General features: G+C 66.3%; 16 protein-coding genes. 6 read left to right on the plus strand and 10 right to left on the minus strand.

Annotation, left to right across the window (positions count from 1 at the left end):
- The first annotated feature begins 29 nt into the window (after positions 1-29).
- Both lysA and tmk read left to right on the plus strand, forming a co-directional pair.
- Positions 30-1,271, plus strand: a complete 1,242-nt coding sequence (lysA, locus tag NT151_07955; protein MCX6538851.1) for a diaminopimelate decarboxylase — start codon at positions 30-32, stop codon at positions 1,269-1,271.
- A gap of 133 nt (positions 1,272-1,404) precedes the next feature.
- Positions 1,405-1,998, plus strand: a complete 594-nt coding sequence (gene tmk, locus NT151_07960) for a dTMP kinase (GenBank protein MCX6538852.1) — start codon at positions 1,405-1,407, stop codon at positions 1,996-1,998.
- Here tmk and NT151_07965 read toward each other — a convergent pair.
- From NT151_07965 to NT151_08005, 9 genes are all read right to left on the minus strand, one after another.
- On the minus strand, positions 1,964-2,560 hold the full coding sequence (locus tag NT151_07965; protein MCX6538853.1) for a phosphoribosyltransferase family protein: 597 nt from the start codon (positions 2,558-2,560) through the stop codon (positions 1,964-1,966). The two genes, tmk and NT151_07965, sit on opposite strands and share 35 nt — an antisense overlap.
- Positions 2,561-2,888: 328 nt before the next feature.
- On the minus strand, positions 2,889-3,278 hold the full coding sequence (gene rsfS, locus NT151_07970; GenBank protein ID MCX6538854.1) for a ribosome silencing factor: 390 nt from the start codon (positions 3,276-3,278) through the stop codon (positions 2,889-2,891).
- Positions 3,275-3,982 (minus strand): nicotinate-nucleotide adenylyltransferase, encoded by a 708-nt coding sequence (gene nadD / locus NT151_07975; protein MCX6538855.1) that lies wholly within the window; start codon positions 3,980-3,982, stop codon positions 3,275-3,277. Before nadD ends, rsfS begins: the two co-directional genes overlap by 4 nt.
- A complete protein-coding gene (gene obgE / locus NT151_07980) occupies positions 3,979-5,001 on the minus strand; it encodes a GTPase ObgE (GenBank protein ID MCX6538856.1) in 1,023 nt (340 codons plus the stop codon). The genes nadD and obgE overlap by 4 nt, the downstream gene beginning before the upstream one ends.
- Entirely contained in the window at positions 4,991-5,560 is a 570-nt protein-coding gene (locus NT151_07985) for a molybdenum cofactor carrier protein (protein MCX6538857.1), read from the minus strand. Before NT151_07985 ends, obgE begins: the two co-directional genes overlap by 11 nt.
- 162 nt (positions 5,561-5,722) lie before the next feature.
- Positions 5,723-5,986 (minus strand): 50S ribosomal protein L27, encoded by a 264-nt coding sequence (gene rpmA, locus NT151_07990; protein ID MCX6538858.1) that lies wholly within the window; start codon positions 5,984-5,986, stop codon positions 5,723-5,725.
- A gap of 15 nt (positions 5,987-6,001) precedes the next feature.
- Complete coding sequence (rplU, locus tag NT151_07995; protein ID MCX6538859.1) at positions 6,002-6,316, minus strand: 50S ribosomal protein L21; 315 nt, start codon at positions 6,314-6,316, stop codon at positions 6,002-6,004.
- Positions 6,317-6,500: 184 nt separating this feature from the next.
- The gene (locus tag NT151_08000; GenBank protein ID MCX6538860.1) at positions 6,501-7,271 is read right to left on the minus strand and encodes a hypothetical protein; all 771 of its coding nucleotides are present in this window, start codon (positions 7,269-7,271) and stop codon (positions 6,501-6,503) included.
- Positions 7,246-7,566 carry a tetratricopeptide repeat protein gene (locus NT151_08005; protein ID MCX6538861.1) on the minus strand — a complete coding sequence of 107 codons (321 nt, stop codon included), beginning with the start codon at positions 7,564-7,566 and terminating at the stop codon, positions 7,246-7,248. The genes NT151_08000 and NT151_08005 overlap by 26 nt, the downstream gene beginning before the upstream one ends.
- Positions 7,567-7,748: 182 nt before the next feature.
- Between NT151_08005 and dprA the strand changes: the two genes are divergently transcribed.
- The 4 genes from dprA (at position 7,749) to NT151_08025 (ending at position 14,293) form a co-directional block, all read left to right on the plus strand.
- A complete protein-coding gene (gene dprA / locus NT151_08010; protein ID MCX6538862.1) occupies positions 7,749-8,807 on the plus strand; it encodes a DNA-processing protein DprA in 1,059 nt (352 codons plus the stop codon).
- Between the two features lie 29 nt (positions 8,808-8,836).
- Complete coding sequence (topA, locus tag NT151_08015; GenBank protein ID MCX6538863.1) at positions 8,837-11,545, plus strand: type I DNA topoisomerase; 2,709 nt, start codon at positions 8,837-8,839, stop codon at positions 11,543-11,545.
- Between the two features lie 400 nt (positions 11,546-11,945).
- Entirely contained in the window at positions 11,946-13,313 is a 1,368-nt protein-coding gene (gene trmFO / locus NT151_08020; protein ID MCX6538864.1) for a methylenetetrahydrofolate--tRNA-(uracil(54)-C(5))-methyltransferase (FADH(2)-oxidizing) TrmFO, read from the plus strand.
- Positions 13,310-14,293 carry a tyrosine recombinase XerC gene (locus NT151_08025; GenBank protein ID MCX6538865.1) on the plus strand — a complete coding sequence of 328 codons (984 nt, stop codon included), beginning with the start codon at positions 13,310-13,312 and terminating at the stop codon, positions 14,291-14,293. The genes trmFO and NT151_08025 overlap by 4 nt, the downstream gene beginning before the upstream one ends.
- A gap of 77 nt (positions 14,294-14,370) precedes the next feature.
- Here NT151_08025 and NT151_08030 read toward each other — a convergent pair whose 3' ends face one another.
- Positions 14,371-15,603 carry a cytosine permease gene (locus NT151_08030; protein MCX6538866.1) on the minus strand — a complete coding sequence of 411 codons (1,233 nt, stop codon included), beginning with the start codon at positions 15,601-15,603 and terminating at the stop codon, positions 14,371-14,373.
- Positions 15,604-15,624 lie beyond the last annotated feature (21 nt).

The raw sequence follows: 15,624 nt of genomic DNA on the forward strand, positions 1-15,624 counted from the left end.
GGCGCAGCCTCCGGTAAGATGCCTCAATTGTGACTGGATTCACCTATCGTGACGGCTCGTTGCAGTGTGATGAGATGTCGATCCCGGACATGGTCCGCGAGGTGGGCACGCCACTCTACGTCTACAGCGGCGGGGCCATTCGCGCCGCGTTTGCCGCGCTCGAAGCGGCGCTGGCGGGGTCGCACCACACCCTGCACTACGCGCTGAAAGCCAATTCCACCCTCGCCCTCCTGCGACTGCTCCGACGCCTGGGCGCCCACGCCGACGCCAATTCGGGCGGTGAGATCGAGGTGGCCATGCGGGCCGGGTTCGAGCCGGCCGAGATCGTGTTCACCGGGGTCGGCAAGACCCGCGATGAGCTCGATCACGCGGTGGCACTGGGCGTCAAGGCGATCAACATCGAATCCGACGGCGAAGCCGGTCGCATCGACGACCTCGCGCGGTCGCGCGGCGTCAAGGCGCGCGTGGCGCTCCGCGTCAATCCGGACATCGATCCGCATACGCACGCGCACATCTCGACCGGGCAGCGCTTCAACAAGTTCGGCGTGCCGATCGAGTACGCGCCGGCGCTGCTGCGCGACATGGCGCGTCGGCCTGGGCTCGATCCGGTCGGCCTGCACGTGCATCTCGGGTCGCAGATCGTCGAGATGGAGCCGCTTGCCCGCGCAGCGCAGGCGCTCGCCCGGCTCGCGCGTGAGGCGCGGGACATGGGCCTGAGATTGCGGCACCTCGACCTCGGCGGCGGTCTTGGCATCGCCTATGACGGCGCGTCTCCGCCCGATCCGGTGCGGTACGCCGCGGCCATCGCGCCGATTGTGGAGGCATCCGGGCTCGATCTGCTGCTCGAGCCCGGACGCTACCTCGTTGGGCCGGCGGGCATTCTGGTCGGTCGCATCGCGGACCTCAAGTGCTACCCGGGCTCGCCGCGTTTCATGGTGCTCGACACGGGGATGACCGAACTTCTCCGTCCCGCGCTCTACGATGCCTATCATCGGATAGGGGCGGTGACGCCACGGGCAGGCGCCGAGCACGTGTACGAGGTGGTGGGTCCGCTTTGTGAGACCAGCGACACGCTCGGTCACGAGCGACGGTTCGGGCCCGTCGAGGTCGGTGATGCCATAGCGGTCTTCGATGCGGGGGCCTACGGGATCGTGATGGCGTCGAACTACAATCGACGCCGGCTGCCCGCCGAGGTGCTGGTCGACCAGGGGCGGAAGCAGATCATCCGTCAGCGTCAGAGCTATGACGATCTGATGGCGCGTGAAATGTAGGGCTTCGACTCGCAATGACGGTTGCGTATGCTCGCGAGACGATCCGGCGAAGATGCTCGCTCAGCACCAAGTCCTGAGTGAATAGATTCGTTGCCGAGTTTATGAATCGAAGGACTTAGGGACAGAGGACGTGATGACGGGACTGCTGATTGTCTTCGAAGGGCTCGACCAGAGCGGCAAGGAAACGCAGGCGCGGTTGTTGCGACAGTGGTTCGAAACGTCCGGACGACGGGTCGAGTCGATCGCGTTCCCCGACTACACCTCGCCGATTGGCCAGGAGATCCGCACGGCGCTGCACGGCGGACGCGACTACGCCGCCGATACGATCCAGTTGCTGCAGATCGCCAATCGCCATCAGTGGAAGCCGCAGATCGAGCGCTGGATGGCCGATGGGCGCGTGGTCATCAGCGATCGGTATGCCGCCTCGAGTGTCGCGTACGGTGAGGCGCAGGGGCTCGACCCGGCGTGGCTGACATCGACGCAGGTGTACCTGCCGCAGCCGTCGACAACCGTGCTGCTCGACATCGCTCCCGACGTGGCTGCCGCGCGCAAAGCCCAGAATCGCGACAACTACGAGCGGGATCTCGCCATGCTCTCGCGCGTGCGCGTCAGCTATCTGCGCCAGGCCGCGCAACCAGGCTGGGTCGTGATCGACGCCGCCCGGCCGGTCGACGTGGTCGCCGCCGATGTCACTAGCGCCGTCTGGTCGCGACTCGCGCCGCGGTAATCACCCGCACCTCTTTCGCGCCGGCACGCTTCACCACGCTGGCACATGCCTCGAGCGTGGCACCTGTGGTGCGCACGTCATCCACGAGGACAACCGTCAGGCCCTCGAGCGTCGTGGCCACACGACGCCGCAGCCAGGCGGGCCAGTGGCACTGGTCCCGCCGCCGGAGCGCGAACGCGCCGTCCACGTTGGCATGCCGCTCCCGGGCTGGAAGATCGACCTGTGGAAGGGTACGGCGCACCCGCCGGAGCAGGTGGCGGACGGGAAGGCCCAGGTGAGCCGCCAGCAACTCGGCTTGATTGAAGCCCCGCCAGTGGCGCCTCGACCAGTGCAGCGGCACTGGAACAGCGATGTCCGCACCGGCGAGTACCTCGGCGCCATGATGACGCATCAGACGGCCAAGCCGAGGGGCGACCGATTGACGCTTGCCGTACTTGAGCACATGGATGATGTCGCGCAACGCGCCGTCGTAACTGCCGATGGCGCGGGCGCGATCGACGGCGCCTCGACCAGGCGCGCAGCCCGCGCACACCCGCCGGTGAAAAGGGTTCGGGACACTCATCTCGATGTTGGACCGAAGAAAATGTTCCGAGCCCGTTTCATCCGCCGAAGCAGAAGCGGAGGCGGACGCATCGGTGGTTGCGTCACCCTCGAATACGGTAGCGCATCGGAGCCTTTCGAGACGCTGGCGGAGGGAGGGCAGGGGGTCACCGCACCGATCGCAGACGGGCGGTGTGGACGGCCGGATCGCCGACCAGCAGCCCTCGCAGATGGAGCCGTGCCGGAGGTGCTGAAGAACCGCGCCGCACGTGGCGCACGATGGGGCGAGCAGCACCAGCGCAGTGGCTTCGGCGGTTTGCGCGATGCGGTGCGCAAGGCTCCGCCACCTGTCAGGCGGGTGTCTCGGGCACGGTAGTGCGCTCGGCGCTGCCCCAGAGCCGCTCCAGGCTGTAGAAGCGGCGCTGATCAGCCGTAAAGACGTGCACGACGAAATCGAAGTAGTCGAGCAGGATCCAGTTCGATCGGTCATAACCCTCGACGTGCGCGGGTCGGGTGCCGGACGTGCCGAGCGTCATCTCGATCGCCTCGGCGATGGCCTTCACCTGCCGGGAATTCTGACCCGTGCAGATCAGGAAGTAGTCCGTGAATGACGACACCTCCCTGAGGTTCAGCGCCACCACGTCGGTGGCCTTCTTCCCGTAGGCGGCCCTGGCCGCCTGGAGGATGTCGTCGGGCAGCACGTGATCGGTCGACTCGCGTCGCGTCTGGGTTGTAGTCATGCAAGTTGCCCGCCGCCTCGAACCCCCGTCGGCGCGTGCTCGGGAGGAGCGCCGTACAGGCCGTGGCGGCGAATATGTCTGTCGATGGCGGAAGGCACGAGGCCTGCGATCGGACGGCCGTCGCGCGCCCGTGAACGGATGTCAGTGGAGGACACGTCCGGGGTGGGACAATCGAGCAAAAACACGCGTGGGGCCGTCTCGTCTGGAACCATCGCCCCTTCGCCATGGACCGTCAGCATGCGCGAGGCCAGGGCGGGGAGGCGCGCCGGCAGCTCGGTGGCAGAGATGCCTGGTCGCGACGAGACGACGAAGTGGGCGAGCGAGAGCACGTCGGGGTATTCGCGCCAGGTGGCAATTTCTGCAAACGCGTCCGCGCCCGTCAGAAAGAAAATCTGCCACGCGGCATACCCAACCGCGTGCAGGCGGCGAAGCGTGTCGGCGGTATAGGACGGCCCCGGCCGAACCAGTTCGATGTCGCTGGCGACCAGATAGGGGTGCGCCGCGCACACCATGGCGACCATCGCGAACCGGTGGAACGGAGAGGCCGCCGGACCCGCGGCGCGGTGCGGCGGTGCCAGCGACGGGATGAGCAGGATCTCGTCGAGCGAGAGCATGCGGCGTGCGGCATCGGCCACGGCCAGATGGCCGAGGTGGATCGGATCGAAGGTGCCGCCGAGGACGCCCGTGCGTCGCGCGGTCGTCACTGGTCAGGAGACGGAGGGGAAAGGTGCCGCCACATGGCTTCGACCAGTGCGCTGACGCCTTCACCGGTGACGGCCGAGATCCGATAGAGCGGAATGCGCCGCGTTGCCAGGTGCGCCTCCAGCCGATCCACGGCCTCGGGATCAGCCACCACGTCCATCTTGTTGGCCGCCGCCAACTGAGGTTTGTCGGCCAGTTCCGGACGGTACAGCTCGAGTTCGCGCCGGATCGTGTCGAAGTCTACCACCGGATCACGCCCGGTGGCGCCCGAAACATCGATCATGTGAATCAGCAGACGCGTCCGCTCGAGATGCCGGAGGAACTGATGGCCGAGCCCCAGTCCGCGGTGTGCGCCCTCGATGAGTCCCGGCACATCGGCCACGACGAAGGAGCGGTTGTCGCTCAGGGCGACCACGCCGAGATGCGGCGTCAATGTCGTGAACGGGTAGTCGGCGATCTTGGGTTTGGCGGCCGAGATGCGAGCGATGAGCGTCGACTTGCCGGCATTCGGGAATCCGACCAGACCTACGTCCGCCAGCAGCTTCAACTTCAGGCGCAGCAGCTTGATTTCGCCAGGAATCCCCGGATCGGCACGCCTCGGCGCCCGGTTGGTCGCGCTCGCGAAGCGCGCGTTACCGCGGCCGCCCTGGCCGCCGGCGGCAATCCTGAAACGCTCGCCTGCCACCGTCAAATCGGCGACCTCGACTGGTTCGCCGCCATCCTCGGACACTTCCAGCACAGTGGTGCCCACCGGCACATCGAGCGGCAGGTCCTTGCCGTTTTTGCCATGGCAGTTCGAGCCCATGCCGTGCTGGCCGCGCTGGGCACGGAAGTCGGGATGGAAGCGGTAGGTCACCAGCGTGTTCACGTGCGGGCTGGCAACCAGGAACACCGAGCCCCCGTCGCCGCCGTCACCCCCGCTTGGGCCGCCGCGCGGCACGAACTTCTCGCGCCGAAACGCCACGCACCCGCGGCCCCCGTCGCCTGCGGACACGCGGACGTCGACTTCGTCAACAAACATGCGGCCTCACGGTAACACACCCCACAAGCCGGGCCTCGACAAAGCGGCGGACCTCAGCCAGATCTCGTGCGACCACCACGCCGTCCGGCACGCGCCATTCGACCAGCTGATCGCCAAAAAACGCGATAACGGGCTTTCCGTACCGCACGGCCAGCTCCACCTCAGATTGCGTCCCTTCGCCGCCGGGCAACGCGACCACAACATCCGAACTGAGCACGTTAATGTGATTGCGGCTGCGCGCGTCGGCGCCACTGATCCCGCTCAGCGGTAGATGCGTGAAGATGGCAATCTCGACCCACTGATTCGGGTACCCCGTCCGTGGGACCGGCCCGCCATCTTGAAGATCTGACGGCAGCACGCCAACCACGAGCCCGGCCCGGGGCGAGACGCGTGCGAACGCTCGGCTCACCGCCTCCATCGCAGCCACGCCGCCACCGGTCAGCAGGTGAACGCCTATGCCGGCGAGAAAGCGGCCCAGTGGCTCGGCGAGCTCGTCATAGGACCGGCTGCTCGATCCCATCACGCCGACGACCGGCCGGCGCCTGGCGCTGCTCGTCATGATGTCCTCTTACGTCCGCGACCCGCGAAATTGAGACTGACATGAGAAATTGGGTCTGACCCCATTTTCCGTCATGAGCAGCGGGGCTTGGCCCCAATTCTCCTGCGGCGTCCGTACACACGAAAGCCACGGGTGTGGACCCCGTGGCCTGTCGGGCACTGACTACTCTTCGACGATCGGCACGATGCTGATCGAGCGGCCGCCGCGGCCGTGGTCTTCGAACTTCACCACGCCGGCGATCTTGGCAAACAGCGTGTCGTCTTTGCCCAGACCGACATTGAGCCCCGGCCTGAACTTGCGGCCTCGTTGCCGAACCAGGATTGACCCGCCCGAGACGATGTTGCCGCCGAATCGCTTGACGCCGAGGCGCTGCGAGTTGCTGTCGCGGCCGTTACGGGAACTGCCCTGTCCTTTTTTATGTGCCATCTCTGGTGGTCCTGTCTAGATCTGGATGCCGGTGATGCGCACGCGGGTCTGGTCAGCGCGGAACCCGTGGGTCCGGCGTTCCTGCTTGCGGCGCTTGCTCTTGAACACCCGGATCTTCGGCCCGCGGGTCTGATCCTCGACCACCCCGACCACCTTGGCGCCGGCCACATAGGGCGCACCCGCCACGACCTCGCCGCCGTCCTTGGAGACGAACAGCACTTGATCAAAGGTCACTTCGGCACCCTTGTCGCTGGCCATCCTGTCGATGGTCACGACGGTCCCGGGCTCCATTTTGAACTGATGTCCGCCGTTCTGAACGATCGCGTACACGCGTCACCCCTCACTGATAATCCGCGCCGGGCGCTCTCCGGAAGGCTCCGGCGGCAGCGGCGCAAACATTGATACTACCAGAAGAGAGGCGTTAGACGCTAGGCGTTTGGCGTTAGGGAGGCGTCAGGCGTCAGGCGTTGGACAGCGTTCTTCCCTATCGCCTCACGCCTCGTCCCTCGCGCCTCTACTTGAGCAGCGTCCTGGTCCCCTTGATTGTCTGGCTGCTCAGCGTCGACAGGAACGCCGGAACCAGCCGGTCCATCAGCTCAAAATAGGTCGACAGGGCCGGGTTGCTCTGCTCGGCGCTATAGAGCACCTCCTCGCGGAAGGTCTCGGTGTAGAGCACCACACCAGTGCGTCCGTCGATGAACATGAATTTCGGCTTCAGGATGAAGCCCTTGCGCTCCATGTAGGTGCGGACCGGGACGACCTGGCGGCGGCCGAACGTGTCGTAGACCTCCTGCTCGCGCTGCACATACCCGGATGTGGCCTGCGGCGTGAACATGACGGTGCCGGTGACGATGAGCGGCGACTGGAACTCTTCGCCGATCTTCTTCCAGTACGCGGCATTGGTGAACAGAGGCTCGAATGCCTGCAGGTCCCGGTCTTCCTTGATGACTTTCGGCAGATCGACGACAGGGGCCGTGCTCGCCGGATCCGCCTGCCCGGCCAGGTGGTTCTTTGCCGCCACTTCCCTCAACGGCAGCACGTCGGCGTCGATGACCTTCAGGCTCGACTTGTTCTTGAGCTGGTTGCGCAGGAGGCGGACGGTCTCCAGGTTCGCGTCCACGTCCTCTGTGCCGCCGGCCACGAAACCCGCGACGAACACGCGCGAGAACGCCGCGACGTCGAGCTTCGGCTTGATCGGCGTTTCGACCGGCACCTCGAACATCGTGGTGCAAGCGCTGGCCGCCAGGACGAGCGCCGCGCTAGCGAGACGGTTGGCGATTCGCACGATCGTTGATTTCCTTGAACAAGTCGAAGTTCTGCTTGATGTAGACGTTCTTCGGATCGAGTTCGAGCGCGCGCTCGTACGCTTTCTTGGCTTTGTCAAAGAGGCCGGCCGTCTCATACGCCACGGCGAGGTTGTTGAACGCCGCGGCATAGGTCGGGTCGAGCTCGACGGCGCGTTCCCACCGGTAGATGGCTTCTTTCCACAGGCCCTGCTCGGCGACTTTGATGCCGAACTCGACCTGGGACCTGGCCTCCTTACGGTCGGCGGCCGACGCGATGGTTGCAGAAACTGCCACAGTCGCCAAGGCTAACGTGAGCGATTTTTTCAATCGGTTCATAGACACCATGGGCGCCATTTCTCACGTACACGATAGAGGCAGGCGGATCTACAGCCACTATAACCCCCGATCCGATGGGGCGCAAGCAGCCCGACAGCACAGCCCGGCGGTGGTATGGTCCTCGCATCAGCGCACCGTCGATGGCGAGCCTCAGGGAGATCGTCGCGCTGTCGTTGCTATGGACGGAGACCCCCCGTGTGCCCGCCGGGACGTCGGCTGCCTGCGACCTTGAACAGGCGCTTGAGATGGCTGGTATCGGCCCTCTGGGAGGAGCGTGCGAGCGGCTCCTCGAGCGGGCCGATCTGGCGCTGGCCGAGAGCGCGGCGCGCGGGCTACAGCCCGTGATCCGTGGCGGGGAGGGCTATCCGGCCAGTCTCGCGGCGATTCCCGATGCACCACCGGTGCTCTGGACCCGTGGAGTCCTCGGGCGCGTCGAACTGGCCGTCGCCATCGTCGGTTCGCGAACCGCCACACCGCATGCGCTCGACGTCGGGTTCCAGCTCGGGGAGGGGCTGGCGCGCGCCGGTCTGGTGGTGGTCAGCGGCATGGCTCGGGGCGTGGATTCAGCGGCCCACCGCGGAGCGCTCCACGCTCGGGGCCGGACCATCGCCGTGCTGGGCTGCGGCGCCGACATTGTCTATCCAGCCGAACATGCCCAATTGGCCGCGCGCATCAGTCAGTCGGGCGCCCTGGTGAGCGAACTACCGCCAGGAGCGCCACCGCTGGGGTGGCATTTCCCGCGGCGCAACCGGATCATCAGCGGACTGAGCCTGGGCGTTGTCGTGGTCGAGGCCGCCGCCGACAGCGGATCGCTCATCACCGCCAGGTGCGCGCTCGACCAGAATCGCCCGGTGATGGCCGTGCCGGGCGGCGTGTTGAGCGGCCGCAACAGGGGCGCGCACGCCCTGATCAAGGACGGCGCCCGCGTGGTGGAAGGGGTGAGCGACGTCCTGGAGGAACTGCGTCTCGAAATCCTGACGGCCGACGACCCGGTTGCGCGGCTCTCCCACCCGGCCAACGACCCATTGCTGCGCGTCATGATCGAAGGAGAAGCGTACCTGCTCGAGGCGCTTTGCGCCGAAACAGGCCTGGATCCTGCCAGGGCTCTCGGCCGGTTGGCCGAGCTCGAACTGGCCGGCTGGATCCGCCGGGCAGGCGGGGGCCGATTCGTGAAGCCCGGCTCGAACGTGCTAAGGTAGCGGAAATCTGGACTATCTGCAGGAGTTCAATGGCGAAGCCACTGGTGATCGTCGAGTCGCCGGCCAAAGCGAAGACGCTGGCGCGGTTTCTGGGAAACAAGTTCCGTATTGAAGCCAGTTACGGGCATGTCCGGGATCTGCCGGAGCGGGCATCGGAAGTGCCGGCCGAGATTCGCGAGAAGTCCTGGGGCCGGATGGGTGTCGACACGGATGGCGACTTCACGCCCTACTACGTCGTCCCCGCCGGCAAGAAGAAACACGTGGCGGCGCTCAAGGCGGCGTTGAAAGACGCATCGGAGCTCGTGCTGGCGACCGACCCCGACCGCGAGGGCGAGTCCATCAGCTGGCATCTGAAGGAGATCCTCAAGCCCAAGGTCCCGGTTCGCCGCATCGCGTTCCACGAGATCACCGAAGAAGCGATTCGGGAGGCGCTCGAGTCGAACCACGGTCTGGACGAGAACCTCGTGAGGGCACAGGAGAGCCGGCGGATTCTCGATCGTTTATACGGGTACACGCTGTCGCCGGTGTTGTGGAAGAAGGTGCAGACCGGCTTGAGCGCGGGCCGCGTGCAGAGCGTGGCCGTCCGGCTGCTCGTGGAGCGCGAAGAGGCCCGGCGGGCGTTCCGTTCCAGCACTTATTGGGATCTCGAAGCCCGCCTGGCATCTGGCGGACGGGAATTCGTCGCGACGCTGGTTCGCGTGGGCGACGAGCGGGTGGCGACCGGGAAGGATTTCGACCCGGTCACCGGGCTGCTGGCCAGCAAACGCGTGCGGCATCTGGACGAGGCCGGCGCCCGCCGCCTTGCCCAAGCGCTCACCACCAATCTGCCATGGCAGGTGACGTCGGTCGAAGCCAGGCCCGGCGTCGAACGGCCGGCACCGCCGTTTACGACCTCCACGCTGACCCAGGAGGCGAGCCGCAAACTCGGGTTCTCGACCGAGCGCACCATGCAGATCGCGCAACGGCTGTTCCAGGGCATCGAGATCGGCGGGGGCGAAATCGAAGGCCTCATCACGTATCACCGCACCGATTCCACGACGCTCAGCGAGAAGGCGATCAAGGAGGCTGCTCGGGTCATCCGCGAGATGTTCGGCGACGAGTACTACACCGGTCCGCGGCGCTACCAGACGCGCGTGAAGAACGCCCAGGAAGCGCACGAAGCGATTCGGCCCACCGACTTCCGCCAGGCGCCGCAGCAGTTGGCGGGCGTGCTCGATGCCGACGAACTCCGGGTGTACGAACTTGTCTGGAAGCGCACGATGGCCTCGCAGATGCCGGACGCGCGCGTGTTGAAAACGCTCGTCGAGATCACAGGGCGTGGCCCCGACGGAGAACCGTGTGCGATGACCGCCAGCGGCAAGGCCATCGAGTTTGCCGGGTTCCGGCGCGCCTACGTCGAAGGCAGCGACGACCCCGAGGCCGAGCTGGCCGATCAGGAGTCGATTCTGCCGACGATGAAGCAGGGCGATCGGATCGCGCGCGCTGGGGCGGCCGACGGCGCGGGTGTGGCGCTGGCCAGCCTCGATCCGAAGGGCCACGAGACCCAGCCGCCCGCCAGGTATACGGAGGCGGCGCTCATCAAGGAACTCGAGCAGGCCGGCATCGGCCGCCCTTCGACGTATGCGCCGACCATCGCGACGCTCGACCGCCGGGCCTACATGTTCCGCCAGGGCAAGGCCCTGGTGCCGAGCTTTTCCGCATTCGCGGTGATCCACCTGCTCCGCCGTCACTTCGGCGATTACGTCGATGTGGGTTTCACCGCGGAGATGGAAGAGGATCTCGACCAGATCTCCAACGGCGAGCGCGACTGGCTGTCATTCATCAAGGCGTTCTATCGGGACGGCGAAGGCGGCCATCCCGGACTCGAGCCGATGGTGAGACGTGAGGAATCGAAGATCGACTACCCGACCCTCGAGGTCGGGCAGGACACGGACACCCAGGAGACCGTGCGCGTTCGCATCGGACGGTACGGACCGTTCCTTCAGCGTGGCGAAGGCGGAGCCGGCAATACGGCCACGCTGCCCAAGTCGCTGCCGCCAGCCGATCTGACCATTGAGAAGGCGCTGGCGCTGCTCAAGGTCAAGGCCGAGGGGCCGCGCGAGCTGGGCCCGGATCCGGTCTCAGGGCTTTCGGTGTCCGTGCAACACGGGCGCTTCGGGCATTACGTCCAGTTGGGCGAGACGCCGCCGCGCGTCAAGGGCAAGAAGCCCGAGATGCCGAAACGGGCGTCGATTCCTGCCGGCATCAGTCACGCCGAGATCACGCTGGCCGAGGCGTTGCAACTGCTGAGCCTGCCGCGCGATGTTGGCGCCCATCCGGGTGATGGCGAGATCATCGTCGCGAGTCGCGGGCGATTCGGCCCGTACGTGAAACACGGCGACCAGTTCCGCTCGCTCGAGGATGGCGACGATGTGTTCACCATCACCCTGGAGCGAGCCCTGGCGTTGCTCGCTGCGCCGAAGGTGTCGCGTCGTCGGACGATGACGAAGGCCGTGATCCGGTCGCTCGGAAATCGTCCCGATGGCGGAGCCGAGATCAAGCTGATGGACGGCCGCTACGGCCCGTATGTCACCGACGGCACGGTGAACGCTTCGTTGCCGAAGAGTGCCGATCCGGCTGCTCTCTCGATCGCCGACGCCGTCGAGTTGCTGAACGCCCGCGCGACGGCAGGGCCGGGAAAGCGAGGTCGGACACCGGCTGCAGGACGTCAGAAGCCGGCAGGACGACGGAAGAAATAAGAAGAGAACAGACAGGAGTGAGTAGTCGGTAGACGACGCCGGCGTTCCAGAGGTGCGCGCGCTGAGATCAGCGGGATGGCGGTTCCTCCGCGTCCCCGCTCACGCAAGCCGGCAAAACGCGCCTTACCGGGATCCGTCGCCGACCTTACGTTTTGGGGAGGCGCCGCTTCACACTTAGCCGAGGTACCCCGAGAGCTAAGTGCGCATGGAAACGCCACGGTGTGGCGTTTCCCGCGGAGAATATCCCCCAGCCGGTCCTGGCCCTCGCGGCACGTTTTGCAGACTACCGCCCTTCGACTTCGCTCAGGACTTCGCTGTCGGCTTGGTTCGAGGGGCCGCTTCGGAAGCCGCCATCCCGAGCCTTCTGGGCTACGCGCGAGGAGCAAGAATCAGGGCTCGCATGGCATACGTTCGAATTGTTGGCGGCGGGCTTGCCGGGTGCGAGGCCGCGTGGCAGATCGCCCGGCGAGGCGTGCCTGTCACGCTCTACGAGATGCGGCCCTCCCGGCCGACCGACGTCCACCGGACCGCCAACCTTGCCGAACTGGTCTGCAGCAACTCATTCCGCGCCGACAAACTCGACAACGCCGTTGGTCTCCTGAAGGAGGAGATGCGTCGCCTCGATTCGCTGGTGATGCGCGTGGCGGATGTCGTGCGTGTGCCCGCCGGCGCGGCGTTGGCGGTCGATCGTGATCGGTTCGCGATCGAGATGACCCGGGAGATTCAACAGCATCCGCTCATCACCGTGCGCCGCGAGGAAGTCGACCGCATCCCGGCATCGGGCGACGATGACGGTCCGGTCGTCATCGCGACCGGTCCACTGACCTCCGACTCCCTGTCGAACGACATCCGCGAGTTCGTGGGGCAGAGCCATCTCTATTTCTTTGACGCGATCAGCCCCATTGTCTCTGCCGAGAGCATCGACATGAGCAGGGTCTTCAGGGCGTCGCGGTGGGGAAGAAGCCTCGGTCCGAAAGACGATGCCGACGGTCCCACCTGCGGTGATGACGGCAGCGAGGGCGACTATCTCAACTGTCCGATGACCGCCAACCAGTACGGCGCGTTCTACGACGCACTGACGCATGCCGAATCGGCGACGGTTCATGACTTCGACCGCGAGCACTTTTTCGAGGGGTGCCTGCCGATCGAGGTGCTGGCGCACAGGGGACCCGACACGCTGCGCTTTGGACCGATGAAGCCAGTGGGCTTGCCCGATCCGCGCACGGGGCGGCTTCCGTATGCCGTCGTGCAACTGCGCCAGGACAACCTCGCCGGCGACCACTACAGCTTCGTCGGGTTCCAGACGCAGCTCAAGTGGAGCGAACAGACGCGGGTGTTGCGGCTGATTCCGGGCCTCGAGCGGGCCGAATTCGTGAGGCTCGGCATGGTGCACCGCAACACGTACATCAACGGCCCTGCGGTGCTCGCGGAGACCTGGCAGACCCGCGCGCGTCGCGACCTTTTGTTTGCTGGCCAGATCTCCGGCGTCGAGGGCTATGTCGAATCGGCGGCGTCGGGGCTCGTCGCCGGGATCAGCGCCGCATCGCTCGCGCAGGGGCGGCAGCCGACCGCACCGCCACGGACGACGGCGATGGGCGCGCTGGCGTACTATGTGTCTCACGCGACGTCGGCGGGATACCAGCCGAGCAACATCACGTTTGGCATCATGGAGCCGCTGCAGAAGCCGCCGCGAAACAAACTGGCGCGCAAGCTGGCGATCTCGGAGCGGGCGCTGGCGGATCTGGCGGCATGGGTCGGGGGTCGATGAAAGATCATCTCCGGTCGTTTCTCGACTTTCTCCGCTTGAACCGGGGCGCCTCGCCGCACACGGTGCGCGCCTACGAGAGCGACCTGTCGCAGTTTCTCGACTTCCTTCCCATTCACAACGGCAAGTCCAGAAGTGAACAGCAGCCCATAGATTGCGACGTGGCCGCCATCCGATCGTTTCTCGCCGAACTCTATCGGACCCACAGGTCCCGCAAGAGCGCCGGTCGGAAACTGGCGGCGGTCCGGGCGTTCACCCGCTACCTCCGTCGCGAGGGATTGATCGAGGGCGATCCGGGTGCGCTGGTCGCCACGCCGAAGTTCGAGGACAAGCTGCCGGCGCACCTCGAGATTGACGAGATGACGGCGCTCATCGAAACGCCGGATACCTCGACGCCGCTCGGACGACGGGATCGCGCGATGCTCGAGCTGTTTTACGCGTCCGGGCTGCGGCTGAGCGAGCTGGTGGGTCTCGATCTGGATGACGTGAATCTCGGCAGCCGCCTGGTGCGCGTGCTCGGCAAGGGCAGCAAGGAGCGGATTGTCCCCTTCAATCAAAGCGCGACCGACGCGTTGCGGGCGTATCTCAAGGACCGCCCCATGCTCGAACAACAGGCATTGCAGCAGAAGGAAGGGCCGCCGAAATCACCCGCGCGGCTGGGTCCGCCGCGACGCCTGCCGCGGGGTTCGGCAGGCGCCAGCCCGCTATTCCTCAACGCCCGCGGCGGGCGGCTGACGGGCCGAAGCGTGCATCGGCTGGTGTGCCAGTACGTGTCGCAGTGCAGTGTCCAGTGTGGCATCAGTCCACACGCGCTACGGCATTCGTTCGCGACGCACCTGCTCGAGCGGGGTGCGGACCTGCGAGCAATTCAGGAACTCCTGGGGCACGCGCAGTTGTCCACCACGCAGCGCTATACGCACGTCAGCGCCGCGCAATTGATCGACGTCTACCGCCGCGCGCACCCACGAGCAAGAGAACAGTAGGGGCGCGATTCATCCGCCTTCGCGTAAAGCTCCGGCGGACCGCCGTAGCCTTGGCGGAGGTGGTCGCGCCCGGGACCTCACCGCCTTCGCGCGAGGATCCGATACGCCACAATCGCGGTCACGAGCGACGGCAGCGTTCCGCCCCACGAGCTGGCGAGATAATAGGCCAGGCTTCCGAGCGCCCATGCCACCACGCCCGGCACCAGGACTCCGCGATACGGCCCAGTGGCGTCGTACAGATCAGGCACGTGAGGCGCCGGGTGGCCAAACCGGAAGTGGGCCAGCAGCACGCCACCGACCGGCACCAGCACGCCGCCCAGCACCACCATGAACTCGGCGTACCGATCCAGCCACGCCCCGGAGAGCAGTCCCAGGAGCGTGCCGATGATGCCAATCGACCAGACCGACCACTGGGCGCCCATCCGCGGCACCAGACTCTTCCAGGCCAGCCCCGACATGTAGATGTTCACGAAGTTGGTGGTGACGGTGGCCAGGACCATCAGCACGGCGCCCACCCATCCGAGGCCAATGGCCGCCATCATCGCACCCGGGTCGGCAGTGCCCGCCACGCGTGCGGCGGCAAGACCAAGCGGCATCATCCAGAGGCTGGTGAGCAGCAGCCCGAGAAACACCGCCCACGCGCTCTTCCGCTCGGAACGGGTGTAGCGGGAATAGTCCGCAAACATCAGAATCCACGACACCTGATAGCCGACGACGATGTCGAATCCGCGAAACCACGGGGTGGGCTGTGCGGCTGGAACTGTCAACGGCACCAGATGCGGGGGCGCCTGAATGACAGCCCAGGTCATCGCGCCTCCAACCAACAGCAGCAACGGCACCGCAATCCGATCGGCCAGGCCCACGGCACGCGGGCCGAGCGCGACCACGGCGGTCGACACGAGGCCGAGGCCGGCAATCCACAGCGGCACGGCTGTCGGACCGCCCAGCAGGCGCGCGCCAACCGACGCGGCAATGACATTGTTGACGGCAATCCACGCGAAGTTGGTGATGTAGAGCAGGGCGGCGACCAGGCCCGCGCCGCGAACGCCCAGCGCCGCGCGCGCCGCGATGACCGACGGCACGCCCAGCCGCGGACCGAGGATGGCCAGCGACGCGACGAGCAGCGAGCCGCCGGTGGCGCCGGCCACAATCAGGATCAGCGCCGAGGTCGAACGGAAGTCAGTGGAGAGCGCCGCGCCCACCTGCAGGGTCGTGGCGACGATATTGGCGCCGGCGAAGATCCAGAATATATCGAGCGCGCGTTGAGTCCGCGCGCTCGAGGGAATCTGACCGATATCCGCCGGATTCATGTCGGCAGTGGAAGGTGGTGG

The sequence above is a fragment of the Acidobacteriota bacterium genome (assembly GCA_026393675.1).
GTDB lineage: Bacteria > Acidobacteriota > Vicinamibacteria > Vicinamibacterales > JAKQTR01 > JBAXOX01.

Bases quoted from the DNA above. Each gene is read 5' to 3' on its own strand.
- tmk (MCX6538852.1), top strand. From the start codon at position 1,405: ATGACGGGACTGCTGATTGTCTTCGAAGGGCTCGACCAGAGCGGCAAG.
- NT151_07965 (MCX6538853.1), bottom strand. From the start codon at position 2,560: ATGAGTGTCCCGAACCCTTTTCACCGGCGGGTGTGCGCGGGCTGCGCG.
- rsfS (MCX6538854.1), bottom strand. From the start codon at position 3,278: ATGACTACAACCCAGACGCGACGCGAGTCGACCGATCACGTGCTGCCC.
- obgE (MCX6538856.1), bottom strand. From the start codon at position 5,001: ATGTTTGTTGACGAAGTCGACGTCCGCGTGTCCGCAGGCGACGGGGGC.
- NT151_07985 (MCX6538857.1), bottom strand. From the start codon at position 5,560: ATGACGAGCAGCGCCAGGCGCCGGCCGGTCGTCGGCGTGATGGGATCG.
- rpmA (MCX6538858.1), bottom strand. From the start codon at position 5,986: ATGGCACATAAAAAAGGACAGGGCAGTTCCCGTAACGGCCGCGACAGC.
- dprA (MCX6538862.1), top strand. From the start codon at position 7,749: ATGGCGAGCCTCAGGGAGATCGTCGCGCTGTCGTTGCTATGGACGGAG.
- topA (MCX6538863.1), top strand. From the start codon at position 8,837: ATGGCGAAGCCACTGGTGATCGTCGAGTCGCCGGCCAAAGCGAAGACG.
- trmFO (MCX6538864.1), top strand. From the start codon at position 11,946: ATGGCATACGTTCGAATTGTTGGCGGCGGGCTTGCCGGGTGCGAGGCC.
- NT151_08025 (MCX6538865.1), top strand. From the start codon at position 13,310: ATGAAAGATCATCTCCGGTCGTTTCTCGACTTTCTCCGCTTGAACCGG.
- NT151_08030 (MCX6538866.1), bottom strand. From the start codon at position 15,603: ATGAATCCGGCGGATATCGGTCAGATTCCCTCGAGCGCGCGGACTCAA.